The following is a 22,719-nucleotide window of genomic DNA, read 5'->3' on the forward strand; positions in this document are numbered from 1 at the left end:
CAACGGCCCTGCATACCTCGGCGCCCAGCGCCGTGACCTCAAGCACCGACGGTCATCGCCGAGATAACCCTCAAGGCGGATCAATGAGGCGCGCCGCCGCCGGGTTGTGGTAGCTGGACGGGTTCGGTACCCGGGGTTCCCAGCGTCGCGGCCAGCCACGGCAGCGACGCGGCGAACGCCTGGGCGGCGAACGGCCAGTCATGCTTGCCGGGTTGGGTAACCACCGCGCAAGTGACCCCGTTGGCGGCGGCGACGCCGCACAGCGAGTTGGCCGCGGCGTCCTGGCCTTCTGGGTTGGCGGTGGGGTCGGCGCTGGGAGCGCCGAGGGTGGGAATGGCTTCCTGGGCGAAGTTGCGCGGACCGGACGATTCTGGGACGTCGAACCAACCCGATACCCCGGTGTAGTGGCCATGCCGACCGATGGCGGTGGCCGGGTCGAAGGCGGCCCAGGCGGCGGTGTCGCCGCCGAACAACCGGGCGACGGTTTGCTCCTTTGTCCCGACATTGGGGCTGCGGTCACCGGCAATGTCCACAAACGCGCTGAACATGTCCGGATGCATGACGGTCAAGTCGACCGCGCAGGTACCGCCCATCGACCACCCCGCGACGCCCCAGCTCGTGCGGTCAGCGCTTACCCCGAAGTTCGAGACGACGAACGGCACGACATCTTTCGTTAGATGATCGGCGGCATTACCGCGGCTCCCGTTGACGCACTCGGTGTCGTTGTCGAACGCGCCGGTCGGATCGACGAACACCAGCACAGGGGCGAAGCCGTGATGATGGGCCGCGAAGTCGTCGATGGTGTCGAAAGCGCCGCCGGCACGGAGCCAGTCGGCAGGAGTATTGAACGCGGAACTGATCATCATCACCGTCGGCAGCCGGGGCGGTGGATTGCTGCCGAACCACGCCGGAGGCAGATAGACCAGTTCCTGGCGGTGGGCAAAGTGCGACGCGTCGGCACTGGTTGTCACGGGCACCACGACGCCCTTGGTCGGCTTGGTTCCCTCGAGCTGCATCGCGGTGACCCGCAGCCGATCGATTTGATCGGGCAACGGTCGCGATGTCAGCTGATTCCATGCGGTGATCACCGTGGGGAAGTAGCCGACCCACCGGTTCACGGTCAAGGTGGCGCACAACACGCACAGGGGTACTGAAAGCACCGCCAGCCCACGTCGCCACCAGCGGGCTCCCGGCCATCCGAGCAAGAGCGCCGCGACCGCCAGGCCGCTCATCGCTATCCACAGCCACAGCGACACGGGCGCCGGATCCCCGGCCACGCCTATCGACGCGATGTACCAGTGCGACAGCGCCGTCACCGCTGCCGCGATCACCAAAGCCACCGGTAGTGTCCAGCCACGCCAGCGTCGCCTGCGCCATCCGACCGCGCCGATCACCACGATCAGTGCGAGCGCCTGCACCGCCAATGGCAACCAGCCGTGCAGCAGGGACAGCTGTCCGATGAAGTTGGGCAACGGCCGTGACCTTCGCTAAATCCGATCGCTCTGCGAGGCTGACTTGAGGCTTACTTGTTGATGGTCCGACCAACTATCCCATACCATCCCCAACCAACAGCCCGCCATTTGTCGGGTGGCCGATGAGATCGGTGTGGGTCATACGTGTTCGATGACGCTGGCGAAAGAGCGTAGCCGCAGGCTGTTGCCGACGATGAAGACGCTGGAGTACGCCATCGCGGCGCCCGCCAGCATCGGGTTGAGCAACCCGAGCGCGGCCAGCGGGATCGCGGCGATGTTGTATCCGAAGGCCCAAAACAGGTTCGTCTTGATCGTGGCCAGGGTCCGACGGGAAAGCCGGATCGCGTCCGCTGCGGCGCGAAGGTCGCCTCGCATCAGGGTGAGGTCGGCGGCTTCGATCGCAACGTCTGTGCCCGTACCCATGGCCAGCCCCAGATCAGCGGTGGCCAGGGCGGCGGCGTCGTTGATGCCGTCGCCGACCATGGCGACGACCTTGCCTTCGGATTGCAAACGCTTGACGGCTGCGACCTTGTCGGCGGGCATCACCTCGGCGATGACCTGCGCGATGCCGACCTCGTCTGCGATGCGCCTTGCCACGGTCGCGTTGTCGCCAGTCAGCAGCACCGGTGTCAATCCCAGGGATTTGAACTGTTGAATCGCCTCTGCGCTGGTGTGCTTGACGGTGTCCGCGACCACCAGGATGCCGCGGGCGCGGCCGTCCCAGCCGACGGCGACGGCGGTCTTGCCTTCGCTCTCGGCGCGGGCTTTGGCCTCCCGCAATTCCGCGTCGAGGTGCTGGGCCCGATCGGCCAGCAGGCCCTCCCGCCCGACGACGACGGCGTGGCCGTCGACGATGCCTTGCACGCCTTTGCCCTCGACGTTGGTGAAATCCTTGGCCGTGGGCAGGGTGCCGAGTTCTGCCCTGGCGCCGTTGGCGATCGCCCGCGCGACGGGATGCTCGGAGGCGTCCTCCAGGACTCCGGCGTAGCGCAGCAGCGTTTCGCGGTTGGTGTCGGGTGCGGTGACCACGTCGATGAGGGCCATCTTGCCGGTGGTGACGGTGCCGGTCTTGTCGAGCACGATCGTGTCGACCTTACGGGTGGACTCCAGCACTTCGGGCCCCTTGATGAGCACGCCGAGCTGGGCCGCGCGGCCCATGCCGACCAGCAACGCGGTCGGAGTCGCCAGCCCGAGAGCGCACGGGCAGGCGATGATGAGCACCGCGACGGCGGCAGTCAGCGCCGAGGTGACGGGGAACCCGGCAACGAGCCACACCACGAGGGTGGCCAAGGCGATAGCGATGACGACCGGAACGAATACTCCGGAGACACGGTCGGCCAGCCGCTGTACCTCGGCCTTGCCCGACTGGGCCGCTTCGACGAGGTTGGCCATCTGTGCCAGCTGGGTGTCGTCGCCGACCCGGATGGCGCGCACGACGAGACGCCCGCCGGCGTTCACGGTGGCACCGGTCACGGCGTCGCCCTCGCCGACCTCGACGGGCACGGACTCACCGGTGAGCATGGAGGCGTCCACGGCCGAGGAGCCAGAGACGACCATCCCGTCGGTGGCGATCTTTTCTCCGGGGCGCGCCACGAACTCGTCGCCCACCACCAGTTGGTCGACGGGGATACGACTCTCGGTGCCGTGGCGCAGCACCGCGACGTCTTTGGCGCCGAGCTCCAGCAGGGCGCGCAGCGCCGCGCCGGCACGCCGCTTGGAGCGCTTCTCGAAGTAGCGGCCCGCCAGGACGAACAGGGTGACACCAGCAGCGACTTCGAGGTAGATGTTGCCCACGCCGTCGCTGCGCGTGACGGTCAGCTCGAAGCCGTGGCGCATGCCCGGTTCCCCGGCCGTCCCCAAGAAGAGGGCATACAGCGACCACAAAAACGCCGACAGGGTTCCGACCGAGATGAGGGTGTCCATGGTGGCGGTGCCGTGTTTGAGGTTCGCCCACGCGGCGGTGTGGAAGGGCCGGCCCGCCCACACGATGACCGGTGCGGCCAGGGCCAGCGACGCCCATTGCCAGTAGCGGAACTGCAGGGCCGGAATCATCGCCATGGCGATGACCGGAGTGGCGAGCACGATCGCGGCAACCAGGCGGGTGCGCAGCGATGTCAGCTCGGGGTCGTCCGTTGCCTCCGCTGTTTCCGCAGCGGGTCCTTCCCGGCGTTGCGGCAGCGCCGCTGTGCAGCCGGCCTTCTCGACTTCTGCGATCAGCGCCAGCGGGTCGTAACCGGAAGGGACCGTCACGGTGGCCTTTTCGGTGGCGTAGTTGACGGTCGCGTTGACCCCGTCGAGCCTGTTCAATTTCTTCTCGATGCGCATCGCGCACGAGGCGCACGTCATCCCGTCGATTTCCAGCTCGATGTTGTTTGCTGCCGCCGTCGTCATGCCAGCGGTACCGCCTCGTAGCCGGCCTCGTCGACCGCGCCCAGCACCGCGTTCGCGTCGATCGGCAGATGACTTGTGATGACGAGCCTGCCCGTTTGCGCGCTGACATCCACGCTGTCCACACCCGGGATCTGGCGCACCTCGTCCTGGACGGCGGCCTCACAGTGTCCGCAGTTCATCCCGCTCACCCGATACTCGCTCGTGGTCATGGTACCTCTCCTATCTATACCCAATGGGGGTATAGCATACGTTCCCAACTATATACCCCCACCCGGTATTCCCGTCAATCGCCTCCACCTCCGACCGCCACGCCAGGCTCCGCAGCATGTACCGAGCGCACGGGGCCCTTTATCGTGGGTCAATCGAGTAATCCGGACCACGAGCGGCGGCGGAGGTCGGATGGAGTCAGGACGATTGTGCCGGGCCTGCGGTCTAGGTCTGCGGCAAGGCGCCCGATTCTGCGACGGATGCGGTGCGCCGGCAAGTGCCGACTCCGACTTTGCCGAGTACAAACAGGTGACAGTGATGTTCGCTGACGTGGTGGGGTCGATGCGGATCGCAGCGGCACTCGGCCCGGAGCGGTTGCGCGAGATCATGGGCGAGGTCTTGCATCGCTGCACAGCTGTGGTGCAACGCTACGGGGGCACCGTGGACAAATTCACCGGCGATGGAGTCATGGCGATGTTCGGGGCGCCGGCGGCCCTGGAAGACCATGCTTTGCGTGCCTGCCTGGCCGCATTGGCGATCCAAGACGAGATTCAGCGCCTGGCCGTGGAGGTCGATCATCGCGACGGCGTCGAACTGCGGTTGCGGATCGGTCTGAACTCGGGTCAGGTGATCGCCGGTGAAATGAGCTCTGGCCCAGGCGGTTACACGGCAATCGGAGAGCAGGTCGGACTTGCGCAACGGATGGAGTCGGTGGCGCCGGCCGGCGGGGTGATGCTCAGCCAGTCCACGGCGCGGCTGATCGAACACGCCGCGGTGCTGGGAGAGTCCGAACGGGTGCACATCAAGGGCGCCGGCGATGCAGTGCTTGCGCGTCGCCTGATGGCAGTGGGCGCTGAACACATCCAGCTCGGCCGGCGGGAGCCGACGCTGATCGGGCGCGAGGCGGAGATGAACACCATCGCCGAGATGCTGGATCAATCAATCAACGGCGTTGGGTGTGTCGCCACGGTGGTGGGGTCCCCCGGCATCGGCAAAAGCCGGGCGGTTGGTGACACGGCCAAGCTGGCTACCGCCCGCGGTGTCGCGGTGTACTCCACATTTTGCGAGTCGCATGCGCGCGAGTTGCCCTACCGTGTGGTGGCCCGGCTGCTGCGGGCGGTGTTCGCTGTCGGCGACCTCGCGCCGGATGCCGCCCGGGCTGGGGTGCGTGCGCGGCTCCCGGACGCAGACCCAGGGGATCTGCTCCTGCTGAAAGACCTGCTTGGTATCGGCGAGTCTGGGGTGGCCCTGCCCGCCATTAGCCCCGACGCCCGCCAGCGCCGGTTAGCTGTCCTGTTGAACGCCGCCGCGTTCGCACGGAAGACACCGACCCTGTACGTCATCGAGGATGCGCACTGGATCGACGAGGCCAGTGAGTCCATGCTCGCGGAATTCATCGCCGCGGTGCCGTTGACCCGGTCGCTGGTGCTGATCACCCATCGTCCCGAATACCAAGGCGCTTTATCGCGGGCACCGGGTGCTCGGTCGATCGCACTGGCACCGTTGACCGTGGCACAGACAGTGGCGCTGACGACTGCGCTGCTGGGCACGCACCCGTCGGTCACCGGGTTGGCGGCTCATGTCGCCGAACGAGCCGCCGGGAACCCGTTCTTCGCCGACGAGATAGTTCGCGACATGGCAGAACGCGGCGTACTCAATGGCGATCGCGGCGCCTATTTATGCCGCGACGCAAGCGCCGACATCAGCGTGCCCAGCACTCTGCAGGCCACGATCGCCGCCCGCATCGACCGCCTCGGCACGCCTGCCAAGCATGCGTTGTACGCCGGCGCCGTCATTGGCGCCCGGTTCAGCCCCGATCTGCTGACCGCCGTCCTACCCGGGGCCGGTGAGAACGGGACCGCTGTCGCCGAGCTCCTCCGGGTTGAGCTCATCGACCAGGTGGGCGTTGCCCCGCGCAGCGAATACGCGTTCCGGCATCCCCTGATCCGCGCCGTGGCTTACGAATCGCAACTGAGGACCCGCCGCGCCGAGCTGCATCGCCGGGTAGCAGGTGCCATTGAGGAGAACAACCCCGACGCGGCTGACCAGGATGCCGCGTTGATCGCCGAACACCTCGACGCCGCCGGGGATCTGCGTGCCGCCTTCGGCTGGCACATGCGCGCCGGAGCATGGTTGGTCAGCCGCGACATGGCCGCAGCCCAGATCAGCTGGCAGCGCGCCCGTCAGGTCGCCGACAGGCTGCCTGCCGACGACACCGACCGGACGGCGCAGCGGATCGCACCCCGGGCCCTGATATGCGGGACCGGGTGGATGGCCGGCGGCAGCGTCGCCGACACCGGCTTCGACCAACTAAAAGAGTTGTGCGAGGCCAGTGGCGACCGGGCGTCACTGGCGGTCGGCATGGCGGGACAGGTTATGGCGCTCGCGGGGCATCAGCGGCTGCGTGAGGCGGCCCAACAGGCCTCGAAGTTGATCGCGCTGGTGGAGGAGATAGCCGATCGGGCTTTGATTGTCGGTCTGCTCTCCGCCGCCATCTATGCGAAGGCCGAGATCGGCGAGGTGAAGGAGGCGTTGCGCCTGGCGCAACGGGTGATCGACCTCTCCGACGGCGATCCCCCCTTGAGCCAACTGGTCATGGGGTCACCACTGGACATGGCGACCAGAAGCCGCGGCCTCACCAGACTGTGCCTTGGGATCCAGGGATGGAGATCCGATTTCGACGAGGCTGTCCGGCTCGCAGCCTCGTTTACCCCGATGAGCCATGCCGGGGCGATCCTGTACAAGTACGTGGTCGCCGTTCCGGTCGGCGCGCTGCTTGCCGATCCGGTGGCTCTGCGCGAGACCGCCGATGCACTGCGAATCGCCGAGCAAGCCGGCGACGATTACACAATGGCGCTCGCCCAGCTCACGCGAGGCCTCGTGTTGGTCCACCACGGTGGTCCCCGCCGTAAGGAGGGCCTCAACCTGCTGACTCAAGCCCGCGACGCCGTCCTGAAAAGGGGGTTCACCGTCAATGCGATGGCGGTTGTCGATCCCGAGATCGCGAGGGAGAAGGCCCGAAACGGCGATCTCAATGGCGCCATCGAGCTGGCCAGATCTGCCATTGACGACATGTTCGACAGGGGTGCGATGTTCTTGCGGGGCGTTGCCACGACGGTGCTGGTCGAGGCGTTGCTGGAACGCGGTGCCGGCGGCGATCTGGACGAGGCGCAAGCGGCCATTGATCGGCTGGCCGCCGTACCGACCGACCCGGGTTTCGTGCTGCACGAGCTCCCACTACTGCGGCTTCGGGCGCTGGTAGCGCAAGCGCACGGCGACGACGCGGGCCGCGGCGAGTTCATGCAGCGCTATCGCGCCAAGGCGGCGGCGGCCGGGTTCGGTCCGCTGGTCGATGCGGTCGACACGACGGAGTAACGCGCGAACACGACGTGGCCATTGGGATTTGGCCAGCGATCACTGCCGCAGGTGCGAACCGCCGCCGATGTACCAGACCTGTCCGGTGATCCACTCGGCCTCCTCGGAGAGCAGGAAGGTGGTGATCGCCGCGAGGTCGTCCGGCCTGCCCAGCCGCGTGGTCTTGCCGAACATGAGAAAGGCCTGCTGCAGTTGCAGGTCGTTCTGCCGTTCCTGGGTCTCGCCCATTACGAGGCCGGGCATCACGCCGTTGCTTCGGATGTTGTGCTTGCCCCAATTGACGGCGACATGTCGGGTGAGGTGGTTGACGGCGGCCTTGGAGGCGCCGTAGGCGACGTGTTGCGGGTCGCTGCCCAGCGCCGCGCCCGAGGAGGTGTTCACGATGCTGCCGCCGCCCGCCGCAAGCAGGTGGGGGAGAACCGCACGGATCGTGCGGACGTAGCCGAGCAGGTTGACATCGAGGGTGCGCAGCCAGACATCCATGTCGGTATCCAGAATTGTGGTGTCACGCCCCAGGTTGTGATCGGAAAGATCGGCACCGACGTTGTGCAGGCCGTGGATACCGCCGAACTCTTCGATGGTGCGGTCGACGAAATTCTGCGCGGACTGCGTATCGGCGAGATCGAATTCGACGGCGATGGCACGCCCGCCGGACTCGGTGATCCGCTCGGCGGTCGCGGCGGCGCCGGCGATGTTGATGTCTCCGATCGCTACGCAAGCACCCTCAGCGGCAAGGCGTTTGGCGGTGGCGGCGCCGATTCCCGTGGCGCCACCGGCGATCAGGAACGTCTTGTCTATCAGGCCGCGCATCAGACGTAACCGACGCCAATATCGACCGAAAACTGGCTGGCGGTAACCAATCTGGATTGGTCGGAGGCCAGCCAGGCGACAGCGTCGGCGATGTCTTCCGGTTGCGCGATACCCTCGGGCAGCAACGGTTTGTGCATGCCCCGCAGGTGTGGGTAGGTGTCGGCGGCCGATTGGAGCGCTTCGCGCATCCGGCCGGTGCCCATGGGGGTGGCGACCGCTCCGGGGTTCAGGCTGTTGACACGAATGTTGTGCCGGCCGAGTTCGGCGGCGAATGCACGCGCCATTCCGACGACCGCATGTTTGCTCGCCGTGTAGTGCACCATGAACGACTGCATTTTGATGCCGGCGGCGGATCCGATCAGGATGATCGAGCCGCCACGTCCACCGTCGATGATGTGATGAGCCGTGGCCATCACGGTGTTCCACGTGCCGGTCACGTTGGTGTCGATGGTGTCGCGAAAGGCTTCGGCGGTGATCTGATCCCAGGGAGCTGGACTGCAGATGCCGGCATTGGCGACGACCACGTCGAGACGGCCGAGTTCGCCGACCGCCCCGTCGACGGCCGCTTTGAGCGCCTCGAGGTTGCGGATGTCGACCGCCGCGGTGATCACCATTCTGCCGTTGGCCGTTACCAGCCGTGCTGTCTCGGCCAGGTCGTCGGGCGTCGGCGAATCGTAGGGAACGCTGGTCGGCAACGGCCCGGCGATATCGACCGCGATGATGTCGGCGCCCTCGGCGCTGAGCCGTACCGAGTGCGCTCGGCCCTGTCCCCGCGCGGCACCGGTGACCAGCGCCACCTTTCCCGAGATTGACTGGCTCATCTGTCCTTTGAGTTCCTTTCCTGTCGATCGCTAGTCGCGGGCGATCCTGTCGAGCGGGTTCGAGCGCTCGAGCATGCCGTAGGTCACCTCGCCATCCCACTTGTAGCGCACGCCGGCCTGCTGCAGCGCGGGGAAGCTGGGCATCTCCTGTTTGAGGGCGTGCATCGAAAACATGTCGTCGTCGTGATGAATGTCGTGGGTGGAAAACACGGTCTCGCCGCCGATCTCGACAACGCCGTCGCCGGTTTCAAGCACGAGCGACACGTCCTCGCCCACGGGTTGAAGCCTGGTGAGCCATGGGGCCCGGGCCGCCCGGGCCGCGATGAGACCGCCGTCCCCGGTGAAGATGTAACCCTCGTTGAAGGTGGGCTGTCCGTCGGGGCGAGGCGGGTAGGCGATGTAGCCGAACGCCAGGCCGCTGGGGAATACGGCTGACTGCCAACAGTGGCCCCAAAATCCGGCGAGCTTGCGCACCCCGGTGCGGCGGATCCGCAAACCGCTGCCGGTGAAACTGCGCCGCTCGCCGGCAACCTCGAAACCGCCGGTAGCGGTGAACAATTGCTCATAGCGTGGGCCACCCATCAGATCGCCCTCGACGGACGTCTTCAGCCGTGCGGCAGCGTCGGATTGCAGCGCTCCCTGCACCCACGGCGGCACGGCCATCGTCGCCTCGACGTGAAAACTGATGTCGACCAGCGGACCGTCTTTTTTTCCTTCGGCCAAGTCGGCCGACGAGGTCTGCGCAGCGGGCCCATCGTACGACATCGTCCAGGTGGCGAATGGTTCGACGCAGCGAAACACCAGGCCGCCGGCACCCAACACCGTCGCACGCCCGTCAGCCCCCTTGGCCGGCAGCGAGGGACCGTTGGTCCGCAGGCGGTACACGCGCCCGTCGGGGAAGGCGGCGTTGACTTGGATGTCGTGGGCACCCCAGTTGGCGCCGACCGCCTCGATTCCGATGCGCGGCAGGCCGATCTCACCGCGGTCGTCGACCACCCAGAAGCTCACGGAGTCACGCATCTCCGGGTTCGTGGGAGGCTCGGCCAACACGTATTCGCGGGACGGGTCGATACCGCCGGTCAGGTCAACAGCCATCGGTGGCTCCAATTTTCGTTGCTCCCTTAGTAACTTCAGTGGGCGGTCCAGCGGGATGCGCTGTCCACGTAGCGGGCAAACCGGGGACGGACTTCCTCGAATTCGATGCCGAACTCAACCGGATCGGCATGTGAGCTCGGCTCGCGCTCGGCGGCGGCTTGCGTCCACCAATTCTGCATCCGGGCTTCGAACTCTTTACCGACCGGCGCTCCCAGCCACGCATACAAACCGGTCACCTCCCCGATCGGATCGGCCTGCATGGCACGAAAATCGATGTCGTAGAACCGATCATCGGCACCGTCAGCGCGGAATTGCAGTGCCTGCTCCATACCCAACGACCAATGTTCGACGTTGAGCCGACCAATGTAGCGGCGGTCGATCTCGGTGCTGAACGACCCGATGATGTCGGCATATAGGTCGGCCACCGACAAGATGACATCCGTCGGATCGCGGTGCGTCATCACGAACCGCGCGTCCGGGAACACCTTGTCCAGGGCGTCGAGCCACAGCACGTGGGACGGGCATTTCAATCGCCACGGCCGCTGCGGCTCACCCCATTGCAGCAGTTTCATCACCTTGCGCTGATAACGCAACGTTGGAATGAGATCCGCTTTGTGCACTAACCACGTTGAGTACGAGGGTATTTCAGCGAATGACTGAAATATGTGCGACTTGAAATCCAGCGCCATCAGCTCATGGCACTCCATCGGACCGTGAGTGTCGCCGGGGACGTGGTAGCGGGTGCCGAGCATCTCACCCTTGTCCGGGGGGATGCGGGGGTCCACGCCCTGCACAGTCGAGGGCGGCGGACAGGGTTGAGACGACTCCCAGCGCCGCAGATAACGGACATCGGGGTCTTGAGCCAGCAGCATCGACAGAGCGGTGGATCCTGTTCGGGGTAAACCCAATCCGATCAGCGGCGCACGGATCGGCACGTCATCGATTTCCGGGTGCCGGCGATACCAGTCCTCGACCTGCAGGCGCTGCGACAGATAGCCCACGATGCGGTTGTGCAGGAACGCTTGGCCGCGGTCGGACAGACGCGCCTCGTCCCGCAGCGAGGACAACAGGATCTCCAAGCCCTCTCGGAACGAGTCCTGGCCGAAGTCGGTCAGTCCGGTCTGTTCGCTCGCCTCGCCCATTAGGTCGTTGCTGGACGGCATGGCAGGCTCCTCTGAAAGTCTCTGTGGCATCAGCCCATCCACTGGCCGCCGGCGACGTCGATGGTCTGCCCGCACATGTAGTCGGCCGCCTCGGAAGCCAGGAAGGCAACCATGTTGGCGGCTTCCTCGGGCAACGAGGCGCGCCCTAGCTGGACTTGCTGAGTGATCGCCTCCCGGATGGCGGCACGGCCGGCACGCTGTTTGTCGTCCTGGGGATCAAGCAGGTACTGCCGCATCTCCGGTTTGATCATGATGCCCGGTGCCACCCCCAAGACGTTGACGCCGCGCAGTGCGACCTCGTGTGCGAGGTTCCGGGTAAACCCGATCACCCCGGCCTTGCACGCGTTGTACACCACCAGGCCGCGCTGCTGAATGCGGCCACCGACCGACCCGATGTTGATGATCTTTCCCGATCCCTGCGGAAGCATGTGCTGCAGTGCGGCGTGCGCGCCGTACATCATCATGGTGAGGCTGCCGAGCACCGTGTAGTCGATTTCCTCTTTGGTCTGCATCTCGAAGGGCCCGGCCGCCACCATCACCGGGTTGTTCACCATGATGTCGAGCCCACCCAGCTCGCCGTACGCCTGCTGTACCGCGTCGTGCACCTGGTCCCAATCGGACATGTCGGCTTTGACGGGGATGGCCCGCACACCCCATCGCTCCTCGACTTCGGTGGCGCGCCGCTGCACCTTGTCGAAGGTGCGCCCGATCAGCGCCACATCGGCACCGCAGCCGGCCAGACGGTTCGCGATCGCCTGACCCAGCCCGTCGCCGCCGGCGCCGGTGACAAAGGCCTTCTTTCCCGACAGGTCCATCAGTTCGGTCACCCGCTTGCCGACGATGTGCTCCGGCAACCGGTCCAAACCCAGCAATTGCACCCAGTCCTGCTCGTCTTGAACCGTCATCGTCAAACCTCCCTCGCGTCCCGAGACGTCACCGCACGAGTCGCCAGCCAGACCGGGACGGCATCGCTTCCCGCCGCCCTCCTCACATCGCCGACCATATGGCGGCATCAGCGCCACCAGGTAATACCAATTCGGGAAATGAGTCATGCCGAATTTGTATGGCTGGTAGACCTGACACCGATGGATACTCACCGGCTCAAGTACTTCCTGCGCATCGCGGAAGAAGGCTCGATCACCCGGGCGGCCACCGCGCTGGGGATTGCTCAGCCCGCGCTGAGTCGCCAGGTCCGTTTGCTCGAGCAAGACCTCGGCATCACTTTGTTCCACCGGACCCGGCGGGGCGTGCAACTCACCGAGGAGGGCGAGCGCTTGCGCTCCACGACGGCCGCACCGCTGCGTCAGTTGGAGCTCGCTGTCCAGTATGCGGGGTCACCCCTGGCGCGGATCGAGCGTGGCATGTTGTTCGGAATGGTGCCCACCGCCGCCGGCGTGCTGGCGGCACCGCTGTTGGCCAGCCTCGGCGCCGCGTTTCCGAACGTGCACTTTCACGCCGCCGTCGCCGACACCGATGACCTCGTCCAACGCATGCTCAACGGCGCAATCGATCTCGCGGTAATCAATCCGGTATCCGATGACCGGCTGTTCTACCGCCATCTGCTGGTCGAGGATCTCGTTCTCGTCGGCGGCCCCACGTCGGAGCTCTCGCCGGCCGACCCCGTCCGCTTCGCGGACCTGGCCGCGCTGCCGCTCATCATGCCCAGCGCACAGACTGGAATCCGAAACACCTTGGAAAACGCGGCGCTGCGTCGCAAAGTCGCTATCTCAACCCGCTTTTCGACCGATTCGCTCGAAGTGTCGAAGTGCCTCGTCGGGGCGGGACTCGGATACGCGGTGATGCCGCTGGCGGCGTGTGTCGCCGACGCCGAAGCGGGCCGACTGCGCTACGCACCTATTTATGAGCCCCAAATCACCCATCAGATCGGGGTGGCCGCGACCACTGCGCTGGAGCTTCCCCGCGAGCTTGCCACGAAAATCGGCGTCCTCATGCGAGAAGAGGTCGAGAGGCTCACCAAATCTGGCTTCTGGCCCGCAAGCTTCGCGCCGGCGTCGTCGTGGGATCCGAACTTCGCAGAGCCCCCCACCGTAGGTCAAGCGTAGCGTCGGCGTGGCGCTGTAGGACTGCCGAGGAGACATCATGGATGTGACTGTCGTCGATGCGGGACCCCACCAAGTGAGCCGGTCGGTCGAAGTCGCCGCGCCGGCCGCGGAGCTGTATGCGTTGGCCGCCGATCCCCGGCGCCATCGCGAACTGGACGGATCGGGCACCGTTCGCGACAACATGAGAATTCCGGCGGAACTGGTTGTGGGATCGAAGTTTTCGACGAAGATGAAAATGTACGGCCTGCCGTACCGCATCACGAGTACGGTAACCGCCCTAAAGCCGAACGAGGTGGTCGAATGGCGCCATCCCGTGGGCCACCGCTGGCGTTGGGAATTCGAGGCGCTCTCACCGACGCTGACGCGAGTCACCGAGACCTTCGACTACAGCAACGCCGGTGCGATCAAGAACAGGCTGAAGTACTACGAACGGATCGGTGCCCGCAAGGCCAACGCGTCCGGCATCGAGGCGACGCTGGCCAAGCTGCGTGATCGCTACGCCGGGCGGTAGGTGATCACCCGTCGGTTGGGTCGGAGGCATCCCAGTCGACCAGGCCCGAAACCCAGTGAGTCACTTCTTCGGCTTGGTCGTTGCGGTGCAGGTGGCGCGGGGGCTGAGCGAAGGTGGCGTAGGGACGGCAGCGGATCACGACACGGTTTTCTCGCTCCGACATTTCTTTTACGTAGGGGCGTGCCTCCTCGCCGAGTGGTTGGCCGGACATCCGACCGGCAACCGCCATCATCACGTCGACCACCAGATCACGGTCGTGGTCGAGGGTCGCGTCCGCGTAAACCTGCAGGTAGGCAAAGGGCCACCGCTCATCCAGGACGCACAGACTGACCTTGCCGTCGCGCTCGACGACGCGGGCTTTGCCGCGGCCGGCCATGGTGGAAACCAACAGCTCGTCGGTGTCGGTGGGGATGTAGTAGACGACCGACATTGCGGGTCCGTCGTTGCGGCGGCGGTAACCGAACACGCACGTGCGGTGGGTACGGACGAATTCGCGTCGCTCGGAGGGAAGCATGTCGCGGTCGGTCGGAGCCGTGTAGGGCTCTGATGCCAGGGGCAGGAGCATGGCGGGATGTCCTTGCTATCAGAGGTGTTGACCCAGGTTACAATTAATGACTACAGTGTGTCCGTAAATGGGTCAGGTGTCAAGGCGGCGAGTGTGCACGACTTCGGAGGTTCTCTTGAGCGATGTGACCGGACAGCCGCCGTCGGGCCGCTCCCGCGGGCGTCCGGCCCTGCCCCTGGACCGGATCCTCGCGGTAGCCCTCGAACTCGTTGACGAGCACGGGGCCGACGCACTGTCGATGCGTTCCCTGGCGCAGCGCCTGGAATCAGGAACCGCCACGCTGTACCGTCATTTCGCCAACCGATCGGAATTGGTGGCCAAGATGGTCGACCGCATGCTCGGTGAAGTCGCCCTCGACCCGCCGACAGTTGCGGCGCTGCCCTGGCAACAAGCCTGTACATCGTTCGCGCAGCATATGTTTGACGCGCTGGGCCGCCATGGCAATGTCGCACCCTTATTGATCGGGCACGTGCCGATGGGGCCCAACGCGCTGGCCCAGCGTGAACAAATTCTGTCCGTCCTTCTCGACAACGGATTTCCACCGGTGGTCGCCGCCCACGCCTACGCAACACTGGCCCGCTATGTACTCGGCTTCGCGATCCAACTCTCCGGCTCGCCGGCGGCCGGACAGGACGCCGAACTAGCGGCCGCATTCCATGAGCTTGATCCGTCCCGCTATCCCGCGACGGTCGCGGTCGCCGACGACCTTCCCGTTCCGTTGGAAGATGAATTCGCTTACGGGTTGCGACTCATCGTCGCCGGACTCGAGCGATTGCGTGGCTGAACGCGATCGCGGCGTCAAGCCGGAAATTCAGACCCCGCGCCGCGTCACGTTGAGGAGGACCTTATCGGTCAGCAGGTGCAGGCTGGCCCAGCCCTCGTCGATCGGAAGGCCGCCGATGAGCGGGTTCATCACGACTTCCTTTCTGCCACCGCGGATCTGGTCGATCAGCTGTTCGGGGGTGAGGATCTCGACACCGTTGAGACGGCGTAGATCCTGGATCGAGGCGGCGGCGGCTTCATTGGGCCGAGGTACGCCGGTGCGCTTCCAGGCGCTGTATTCGGCCGCTTCGTTCATGATGAAATCGCCGTAGCGAGACCAAGCTTCGTCGGGATCGGGGTGCAGCAAGGTGACGGTGCTCCCGTTTTCGGGGTGGTAGACGAAGCCCATCTTTCCATGCCTGCGCAGCTCCTGCTCATACATCGCTTCGACGTCGGGCATGGCCATCGGCGGAGAGAACGGTAGTCCGAAGCGCGCCGCGCGCCGGGCCGCCGCAGCGGTCATACCGCCGACGAAAAAGATCGGATGCGGACGCGTATGCGGCTTCGGCGTGACGTTGATCAGCGTGCCTTCGTGTTCGAAGGGCTGATCGCTCCACGCCTTGAGCAGCACCGTCAAACATTGGTCCATCAAAGCGCCCCGCTGTGCCCAGTCCTTGCCGGCCGCGTGGTACTCCTCGGGCCGGTAACCCATGCCGGCGACGAAACTGAAGCGGCCGAGGGCGAGGTTGTCCAGCACGGCGATGTCCTCGGCGAGCCGAACCGGATCGTAGAGCGTGACGATCAGCGCGTTAATGCTGATCCGCACGTTGCGCGTTCGCCCGGCGATCGCGGCGGCCAGAATCAGTGGCGACGGAAGCCAACTCGTGGCCGCCAAATGATGTTCTTCTCCGCTGACGGCGGTGAATCCGTGCTTATCAACAAACTCCGCCATGTCCAACGCGGCCAGGTAACGGCTCCCGTGGCGCGCCGTCGGATCGGCGATGTTGGTCATGTTCAGCCGCAGCGCGGTGAGCAGGCTCATCGTGGTACGCCGGCCGCGCGCACGAACAGCGTTCCCCTGATCAATTCCTTGGCCGAGCCCAATGTGGCCGCGTAGGCATTCGGTGGCAGGCTGGCCGCCCGCTCCGTCAGACCGCGGGTCAGCGCGTAGATGGCATCGACGGCGGCGCCCGGGTTGGTGTCGGGTGGCAGCGCACCCTGCGATCGAGCGTCCTCGATGATTTCATTTATGATGTCGCGCAACGCTTTTAGCCCGGCGTATTTCGGCCGGCCGCTGCGCGCGGTGCTTTCGGCGCGGACCGCCCGGTCGAACGCGGCCAGGTGGGGATATTCGTGCATCAACCGGTCCGACTCGTCCAACACCGCCGCGATGCGGTCGACGACGTCATCGGCTCGCGCCGCGGCGGCCCGCAGCCGAGGGAATGCAATCTCGTCGATCTCGCTGACGGTCGCGTTGAGCAACTCGGACTTGTTCGCAAAGTAGTGATACAGGCTGCCGCTGGTCATGTCGGCGGCCTTGGCGATCTCGCGGATCGTCGCCTGCGAGTAGCCCACCTCGGCCACGCAGCGCATGGCCGCGGTGATGATCCGAGCGCGGGTCTGCTCACCATTGGCGCCCACCGGCCGGCCCAACTGAGACGGCGTGACGGTCATGCCGCGCGGTACCCGCCGTCGGTCTGTGGACGTCGCACCGCACACCTCCGCGCCAAAGGCAAAAGCTAATTGATCGCTCGATTATATTCGATCGTGTCGGTGACGTGCCGTCGCGGGCATCGAGGGCCGACGGACAGGACGCGCGAGTGAGGACAACGCAATGCCGCGGGCGCAGCTAGGTCGCCCGGTCGGCGCCAGCGGCGAGGAGACCCGCCAGCGGATCATCGTCGCCACCATGCGCTGTGTGGCCAAAGTGGGGTACGCCCGGGCGACCATCCGTGAGATCGCCCGCACGGCAAAGGTGACCAGCGCCAGCCTGTACAACTACTTTCCGAACAAGTCGGAGCTGATCAAGGCGGCGATCGCGGCGAGAACCGACGTCGCCTTGCCGCGGCTGCGTGGGGCCGCCGCCCGCCCCGGCGACGTCATCGACCGAATCGAAGCGGTGCTCGACGAATCGGGCCGGTTGATGCGCGAGTACCCCGACCTCGCCGCCTTCGAGTGGGCGATCCGGGCCGAAGGCGCGGCCGCCTTCGATTCTCAGCTGGCGGGCAGCACAGGGTTTCAGGCGTTCCGCGCAATCATTGAGAGCATCGTCGACGATGCCTACCACCAGGGCGATCTCGCTGACCGCCCGGATCGGCGGGGCGCTGTCGAGGCGATCTATTCGCTCATCTACGGCTTGACGGAGCTGGCGGCCACCCTGCCGCCGGAGGACTACCAGGCGGCGCTCGGCTCGGCCAAGCACCTGGTCCGGGGAACGCTGTTCGGCCGGTCATAGCGACCACCAGGCGGATCATGAGCGGCGCATTCCCTTGATATGATCAAACGATTGATTATATAGTCGGGGTCGCGGAGAGGAAGTCGAGACCTTGACCGAGACCGTTGGCGTGACGTTCGACGTTGACGCGCTGCGAAGCAAGTACGCCGAAGAGCGGGAACGGCGCCTGCGCCCGGACGGCATCGCGCAGTACGTGGAGACGACGGGTGCGTTCGCCCGGTACGCCGAAGACCCTTGGTTAGACGGGGACTTCACCCGCGGACCCCTCACCGACGAGATTGACGTGGCGATCGTCGGCGCGGGTTTCGGCGGGCTGTTGACCGGAGCGCGGCTACGTGAGCTCGGTGTCGAAAGCGTGCGATTGATCGACAGGGCCGCCGACGTGGGTGGCACCTGGTACTGGAACCGGTATCCGGGGATTGCCTGTGACGTCGAGTCTTACGTGTACATCCCATTGCTGGAGGAACTCGGCTACATTCCCGCCGAAAAATACGCCAAGGGATCGGAGATCTTCGCGCACTGCCAGCGCATCGCGCAGCACTACGACCTGTACCGCGACGCCTGTCTGCGCACCGATGTGCATGAAATCCTTTGGGATAGCCAGGATTCCCGCTGGATAATCCGCACGAACCACGGCGACGAGATGCGGGCGAAATTCGTCTCCATGGCAAACGGGTACCAAGCCAAACCCAAGCTGCCCGGCATCCCCGGTCTCGGCTCTTTCCGCGGGCAGACGTTTCATACCAGCCGGTGGAACTATGCCTACACCGGCGAAAGGCTGGAGAACCTGGGCGGTGAGCGCGTTGGCATCATCGGCACCGGTGCCACGGCGATCCAGTGCGTGCCCCACCTCGCCGCGGCGGCAGAGCACCTCTACGTCTTCCAGCGCACGCCGTCATCGGTAGACGTGCGAGCCAACCGGCCCACGGATCCGCACTGGGTCAACACGTTACAGCCGGGCTGGCAGCGCAGGCGCATAGAGAACTTCCAGATCCTCACGGCCGGCGGGCAGGCCCAGGAGGATCTCGTCGCGGATGCCTGGACCAGCATCACCCGCAAGCTTCCGGTTATGCGCCACGACGGCGTCGCCTCACCGGCTCGCGACATTGAACTCGCCGACTTCGCCAAGATGGCGGAGATCCGCGACCGAGTCGATGAGATCGTCACCGATCGCGCCACCGCCGAGGCGCTCAAACCCTGGTACGGCTACTTCTGCAAGCGGCCCTGCTTTCACGACGAGTACCTGCAAACGTTCAACCGGGACAACGTCACGCTCGTCGACACCCGCGGTCGCGGGGTGGAACGCATCACCGAGGCGGGCGTGGTCGTCGACGGAGTGACCTACGAACTGGACTGCCTCATCTTCGCGACGGGTTTCGAGGTGGGCACCGACTACTGCCGGCGTACCGGATTCGAGCTGATCGGCCGCGACGGCGTGACGCTGACCGACCGGTGGCACGACGGCGTGCGTACGTTTCAGGGCCTCTGCGCCAACGGTTTTCCGAATTGCTTCATCGAAAGCATCGCGCAGGCCGGGCTCACGGTGAACTTCCCGTACCTGCTGGACGTTCAGGCAAGCCACGTCGCATGGATCATCGCATGGGCGCTTGCGCGCGGCGTCACAGAGGTTGAGGCGTCACCCAGCGCCGAAGCCGCGTGGGTGGACACCGTTGTGGCCCGGTCGGCCGCAACCGCCGAGCGGGCCAGCACCTGCACCCCCGGCTACTACAACCGCGAAGGGAAGGCCGACGCCAAGACCCGGCAGGGCAGCTTCTTCTTCGGTGCGCCAACCGAGTACGCCGACATCCTGCAGGCGTGGCGGGCAAAGGGCGACATGGAAGGGCTCGAGATCCGCGCTGCGGGGGCCCGTCCGTGACGAGCCGTCAGGCCCGTCGTCGCTACGCCGCCGGCCGGCTGCGAGCGGCGACGCGACGTAGGCGCCCACCGAAGGTGGCAATCATCGGCGCCGGCTTCGGCGGGCTGGGCGCCGCGGTGGCGCTGCGCCGCGCCGGCATCGAGGACCTGGTGGTCATCGAGGCCGACGACGGCGTCGGAGGCACATGGCGGCGAAACACCTATCCCGGGGCCGCGTGCGACATCCAGAGCCACCTGTACTCGTTTTCGTTCGCGCCCAACAAATCCTGGAGCCGCACCTACGCCCGGCAGCCCGAGATTCTGGCCTACCTCGAGTCGGTGGCCGACGACTTCGATCTGCGCCGCCATCTGATGCTTAACACCAGAGTCGGCTCGGTCCGGTGGAACCCGGACACCTGCAGCTGGGATTGCCAGGTAGACCGTGCCGGGCACGCGGAGACCGTGACGGCTGACGTCGTCGTCTGCGCCGTCGGGCTATTCGGATCGCTGAAGCTTCCCGATATCGCCGGCCTCACCGACTTCAGCGGCGCGCTCATGCACACCGCGCAGTGGGATCACGGCGTCGACCTGGCGGGCAAAAGGGTGGCGGTGATCGGCACCGGTGCCAGCGGAGTCCAGGCCGTTCCGGAGCTGGCGAAGATCGCCGAACGCGTGACGGTCTTTCAGCGGACACCGCCGTGGATGGTGCCCAAGGACGACCGGCCCTACAGCGCAACCGAATTGGCGCAATTCCGGCGCTATCCGTTGGCGGTCCTGCGCACCCGCTGGCAGATCTGGAAATTCCAGCACGACAACACCGCTACTTTTGCCGACGACCCGATTGTCACCGCCCGCAGTCAGTTCGCGACGTCGTTTCTGGAACGCACCGTGCCCGACGAGCGGCTTCGTCGCATGCTGATACCGGACTATCCGTTCCGCTGTAAGCGGGTGCTGTTGGGCGACGAGTATTACCGGGCACTGCAACAAGACAATGTCGAGCTGGTAACCGAGCCCATTGACCGGATCACCGAGACCTCGATCATCACCGCCGCCGGTCGGGTGGTCGACGCCGATGTGATCGTGCTGGCCACCGGATTTGAGACCTCGCGCTACCTGTCCGGGATCGACGCCATCGGGACCGGGGGCCAGCGGCTGCACCAGCGCTGGGGCGACGACCCCAGCGCCTACATGGGCGTGGCCGTCAGCGGGTTCCCCAACTTCTTCATGCTCTACGGCCCCAACACCAACCAGGGCGGCAACTCGATCGTCTACATACTCGAGGCCGGCGCGCGACTGGTGGCCAGCGCCGTGAGCCGGCTGGCGCGTCGAGGCGGATACCTCGATGTGCGCCCGGAAGTCGAGAAGCGGTACAACGAGGCTCTTTCCGCGGATCTCGAGCGCACCATCTGGACCCAGTGCGACAGCTACTTCCGTTCTCCTACGGGTCGCATCGTGACCCAATGGCCTTACACCGAGCTGGAATACGCTCGCCGGACCTGGCGGCTGCGGCCGGGAGAATGGCTTCACCACACCGGCATGACGCCGGCAAGTGGGCGGCCGGCCAAGGTGACGCAGGACGCGCTTGCCAGGAGAGCTGACTAGCCCTGGCCTAAATCGATTACGCCGCGGATCAATCGGCGAGCGGCCGGGGCGGCGTAGGCATCGTTGATTGATTATGGCCGACTCGCTATCGGACGGGATCTTCGGCAACATCGATATCACCGCCTGCGGCCGCTGCGCGCAGTTGGTGAAAATCGTCGAGCGACTTGTCAGCGTAGGCGTAGGACCACTCGGCGACCGCGTCGTGCAGGGCGTCGTTGGTTCCGGCGTATCCCCGCAGTATCGACGCATTGGCGCTCTGCGAGTGGGCCCGCGCCAGCAAAACCGCACAGGCCGTGACGTATTCGCGGAATGTGGAGGCCGACATGCCTTCGGTGTCGACGGTGCCCTTCATGTCGTGGAACTGACGAACGTAGTAATCGCGGCCGTCCTTGCGTGTCGTTCCGAGGAATACATCCGACATCGCCTGCAGGATTTGCTGCCCATCAGTGACGCGGACGCCCTGGCCTTTTGCCCCGACGGCCGCGGCCAGCGTATCCGGCTGGCGCCAACCGCCGTATTCCTCGAGCACCGATCGAACGGCCTCTTTGATCTGCAGGATCAGCGGCGTGTCGTTGGGGCCGACCAGGATGACCAAGTAACAGCGGGTACCGACACTGCCGACGCCGACTACCCGCAGGGCGACATCGGTGACGCGAAAGTGCGACAGCAAGAGCGCGACGTCGGCGGGAACTGCGGCCAGATACTCCTGAATCGACTCCACCAACGGGGCTTCGGTTTCCTCGTCGACGTGCTGAAGGACGGGAGGCGCTTCGCGCAGGCGCGGGGTTCCGTCCGCCCCAATCTCCATGATCTGCTTGAAGACCCGTGCTGACGTTCGAGTGCGCGCCCGGGAAATCGTTTTCTGAGTCACGGCCTGCAGCCCCTTGGACACCTTCCCGGTGTAGTGCTCGGGCTCCACCCGCAGGTAGTAGCGATCCAGAACATTCATCTCCTCGAGCATCGCCTCAAGACTGGTTTGATAGCCCACCAGTGCTTGTTCGACACATCGTCGGATGGCCTTGGCCGGGTATCCGGCATGGCGGCCCCCGATGATCGCGCTGGTGATCAGGCGTTTGACGTCCCACTCCGCGGGTGCGACCGCGGCCTCATCGAAGTCGTTCAGGTCGAAAACGATCGACCGATGCGGGGCGGCGTACAGGCCGAAATTCGAGACATGAGCATCACCGCAGCACATGATTTCGATCCCGCTTGATGGGCTTGCGGCGAGGTCGGCGGCCATGACCGCCGCAGAACCTCGGTAAAAAGCGAACGGGTCCGCGAGCATCCGGGCGAACCGAAGCGGGACGAGTTCGCTTAGCCGCCCAGCATTTTGGGCGACGAGAATTTCCGTCGACGTTCGCGCAGAGGGGGTCAGCTGTCCGAGGGAGCGCCGCGGGACCGTCTTTCGCAGTGACCGCCCGCGCGCCACATCCTCGCCCGGAACTTCGAGCTCGATCAGGCGGTCACGCAACACCCGTTGCGCCATCTGGTCAGCATACGCAGGGGAGTCGCGGCTGCGAGGGACTTTCGATGCTTCCACCACGGTGTTATTTATCATCAGAGTGATTCTCAT

19 protein-coding genes are annotated in these 22,719 nt (G+C 65.6%); 7 read left to right on the forward strand and 12 right to left on the reverse strand.

Annotation, left to right across the window (positions count from 1 at the left end; all coding sequences use genetic code 11):
- Nucleotides 1-80: 80 nt before the first annotated feature.
- The 3 genes from ACLP4W_RS11915 to ACLP4W_RS11925 all read right to left on the reverse strand — a co-directional run bounded on the left by ACLP4W_RS11915 (nt 81) and on the right by ACLP4W_RS11925 (nt 4,072).
- On the reverse strand, nt 81-1,472 hold the full coding sequence (locus ACLP4W_RS11915) for an alpha/beta hydrolase (RefSeq protein ID WP_442386326.1): 1,392 nt from the start codon (nt 1,470-1,472) through the stop codon (nt 81-83).
- A gap of 138 nt (nt 1,473-1,610) precedes the next feature.
- Complete coding sequence (locus ACLP4W_RS11920) at nt 1,611-3,863, reverse strand: heavy metal translocating P-type ATPase (RefSeq protein ID WP_442386327.1); 2,253 nt, start codon at nt 3,861-3,863, stop codon at nt 1,611-1,613.
- Nucleotides 3,860-4,072: a heavy-metal-associated domain-containing protein gene (locus ACLP4W_RS11925; RefSeq protein ID WP_442386328.1), complete on the reverse strand. Its 213-nt coding sequence runs from the start codon at nt 4,070-4,072 to the stop codon at nt 3,860-3,862. Before ACLP4W_RS11925 ends, ACLP4W_RS11920 begins: the two co-directional genes overlap by 4 nt.
- Before the next feature lie 190 nt (nt 4,073-4,262).
- Between ACLP4W_RS11925 and ACLP4W_RS11930 the strand changes: the two genes are divergently transcribed.
- Nucleotides 4,263-7,445 (forward strand): ATP-binding protein, encoded by a 3,183-nt coding sequence (locus ACLP4W_RS11930; RefSeq protein ID WP_442386329.1) that lies wholly within the window; start codon nt 4,263-4,265, stop codon nt 7,443-7,445.
- Between the two features lie 39 nt (nt 7,446-7,484).
- Here ACLP4W_RS11930 and ACLP4W_RS11935 read toward each other — a convergent pair whose 3' ends face one another.
- From ACLP4W_RS11935 to ACLP4W_RS11955, 5 genes are read right to left on the reverse strand one after another with little or no spacing between them, the layout of a single operon-like run.
- Nucleotides 7,485-8,255, reverse strand: coding sequence for an SDR family NAD(P)-dependent oxidoreductase (locus ACLP4W_RS11935; RefSeq protein ID WP_442386330.1), 771 nt, complete (start codon nt 8,253-8,255; stop codon nt 7,485-7,487).
- On the reverse strand, nt 8,255-9,076 hold the full coding sequence (locus ACLP4W_RS11940) for a mycofactocin-coupled SDR family oxidoreductase (protein ID WP_442386331.1): 822 nt from the start codon (nt 9,074-9,076) through the stop codon (nt 8,255-8,257). Before ACLP4W_RS11940 ends, ACLP4W_RS11935 begins: the two co-directional genes overlap by 1 nt.
- 30 nt (nt 9,077-9,106) lie before the next feature.
- Nucleotides 9,107-10,171, reverse strand: coding sequence for a hypothetical protein (locus ACLP4W_RS11945; protein WP_442386332.1), 1,065 nt, complete (start codon nt 10,169-10,171; stop codon nt 9,107-9,109).
- 35 nt (nt 10,172-10,206) lie between these two features.
- Complete coding sequence (locus ACLP4W_RS11950) at nt 10,207-11,334, reverse strand: sulfotransferase family protein (protein ID WP_442386333.1); 1,128 nt, start codon at nt 11,332-11,334, stop codon at nt 10,207-10,209.
- A 29-nt stretch (nt 11,335-11,363) separates the two neighbouring features.
- The gene (locus tag ACLP4W_RS11955; RefSeq protein ID WP_442386374.1) at nt 11,364-12,239 is read right to left on the reverse strand and encodes an SDR family NAD(P)-dependent oxidoreductase; all 876 of its coding nucleotides are present in this window, start codon (nt 12,237-12,239) and stop codon (nt 11,364-11,366) included.
- A 180-nt stretch (nt 12,240-12,419) separates the two neighbouring features.
- Here ACLP4W_RS11955 and ACLP4W_RS11960 point away from each other — a divergent pair, with 180 nt between their 5' ends.
- Nucleotides 12,420-13,397 (forward strand): LysR family transcriptional regulator, encoded by a 978-nt coding sequence (locus ACLP4W_RS11960; protein WP_442386334.1) that lies wholly within the window; start codon nt 12,420-12,422, stop codon nt 13,395-13,397.
- Nucleotides 13,398-13,434: 37 nt separating this feature from the next.
- Nucleotides 13,435-13,908: an SRPBCC family protein gene (locus ACLP4W_RS11965; protein ID WP_442386335.1), complete on the forward strand. Its 474-nt coding sequence runs from the start codon at nt 13,435-13,437 to the stop codon at nt 13,906-13,908.
- A 4-nt stretch (nt 13,909-13,912) separates the two neighbouring features.
- On the opposite strand, the gene ACLP4W_RS11970 is transcribed toward ACLP4W_RS11965, so the two are convergent.
- Nucleotides 13,913-14,473 carry a pyridoxamine 5'-phosphate oxidase family protein gene (locus tag ACLP4W_RS11970; protein WP_442386336.1) on the reverse strand — a complete coding sequence of 187 codons (561 nt, stop codon included), beginning with the start codon at nt 14,471-14,473 and terminating at the stop codon, nt 13,913-13,915.
- 175 nt (nt 14,474-14,648) lie between these two features.
- On the opposite strand from ACLP4W_RS11970, the gene ACLP4W_RS11975 reads away from it, so the two are divergent.
- The gene (locus tag ACLP4W_RS11975; protein ID WP_442386375.1) at nt 14,649-15,257 is read left to right on the forward strand and encodes a TetR/AcrR family transcriptional regulator; all 609 of its coding nucleotides are present in this window, start codon (nt 14,649-14,651) and stop codon (nt 15,255-15,257) included.
- A 27-nt stretch (nt 15,258-15,284) separates the two neighbouring features.
- Here ACLP4W_RS11975 and ACLP4W_RS11980 read toward each other — a convergent pair whose 3' ends face one another.
- Together ACLP4W_RS11980 and ACLP4W_RS11985 are read right to left on the reverse strand one after the other, a co-directional pair.
- Nucleotides 15,285-16,277 carry an LLM class flavin-dependent oxidoreductase gene (locus ACLP4W_RS11980; RefSeq protein WP_442386337.1) on the reverse strand — a complete coding sequence of 331 codons (993 nt, stop codon included), beginning with the start codon at nt 16,275-16,277 and terminating at the stop codon, nt 15,285-15,287.
- Nucleotides 16,274-16,909 carry a TetR/AcrR family transcriptional regulator gene (locus tag ACLP4W_RS11985; RefSeq protein ID WP_442386338.1) on the reverse strand — a complete coding sequence of 212 codons (636 nt, stop codon included), beginning with the start codon at nt 16,907-16,909 and terminating at the stop codon, nt 16,274-16,276. The genes ACLP4W_RS11980 and ACLP4W_RS11985 overlap by 4 nt, the downstream gene beginning before the upstream one ends.
- A 160-nt stretch (nt 16,910-17,069) precedes the next feature.
- Here ACLP4W_RS11985 and ACLP4W_RS11990 point away from each other — a divergent pair, with 160 nt between their 5' ends.
- The 3 genes from ACLP4W_RS11990 to ACLP4W_RS12000 all read left to right on the forward strand — a co-directional run bounded on the left by ACLP4W_RS11990 (nt 17,070) and on the right by ACLP4W_RS12000 (nt 21,146).
- Nucleotides 17,070-17,690: a TetR/AcrR family transcriptional regulator gene (locus ACLP4W_RS11990; RefSeq protein ID WP_442386339.1), complete on the forward strand. Its 621-nt coding sequence runs from the start codon at nt 17,070-17,072 to the stop codon at nt 17,688-17,690.
- Between the two features lie 91 nt (nt 17,691-17,781).
- The gene (locus ACLP4W_RS11995; RefSeq protein WP_442386340.1) at nt 17,782-19,566 is read left to right on the forward strand and encodes a flavin-containing monooxygenase; all 1,785 of its coding nucleotides are present in this window, start codon (nt 17,782-17,784) and stop codon (nt 19,564-19,566) included.
- Nucleotides 19,563-21,146, forward strand: a complete 1,584-nt coding sequence (locus ACLP4W_RS12000; protein WP_442386341.1) for a flavin-containing monooxygenase — start codon at nt 19,563-19,565, stop codon at nt 21,144-21,146. The genes ACLP4W_RS11995 and ACLP4W_RS12000 overlap by 4 nt, the downstream gene beginning before the upstream one ends.
- Before the next feature lie 85 nt (nt 21,147-21,231).
- On the opposite strand, the gene ACLP4W_RS12005 is transcribed toward ACLP4W_RS12000, so the two are convergent.
- Nucleotides 21,232-22,632 carry a DUF2252 domain-containing protein gene (locus tag ACLP4W_RS12005; RefSeq protein ID WP_442386342.1) on the reverse strand — a complete coding sequence of 467 codons (1,401 nt, stop codon included), beginning with the start codon at nt 22,630-22,632 and terminating at the stop codon, nt 21,232-21,234.
- Between the last annotated feature and the right edge of the window lie 87 nt (nt 22,633-22,719).

Origin of the sequence: Mycobacterium sp. (assembly GCF_052145595.1) — a bacterium.
Lineage (GTDB): Bacteria > Actinomycetota > Actinomycetes > Mycobacteriales > Mycobacteriaceae > Mycobacterium.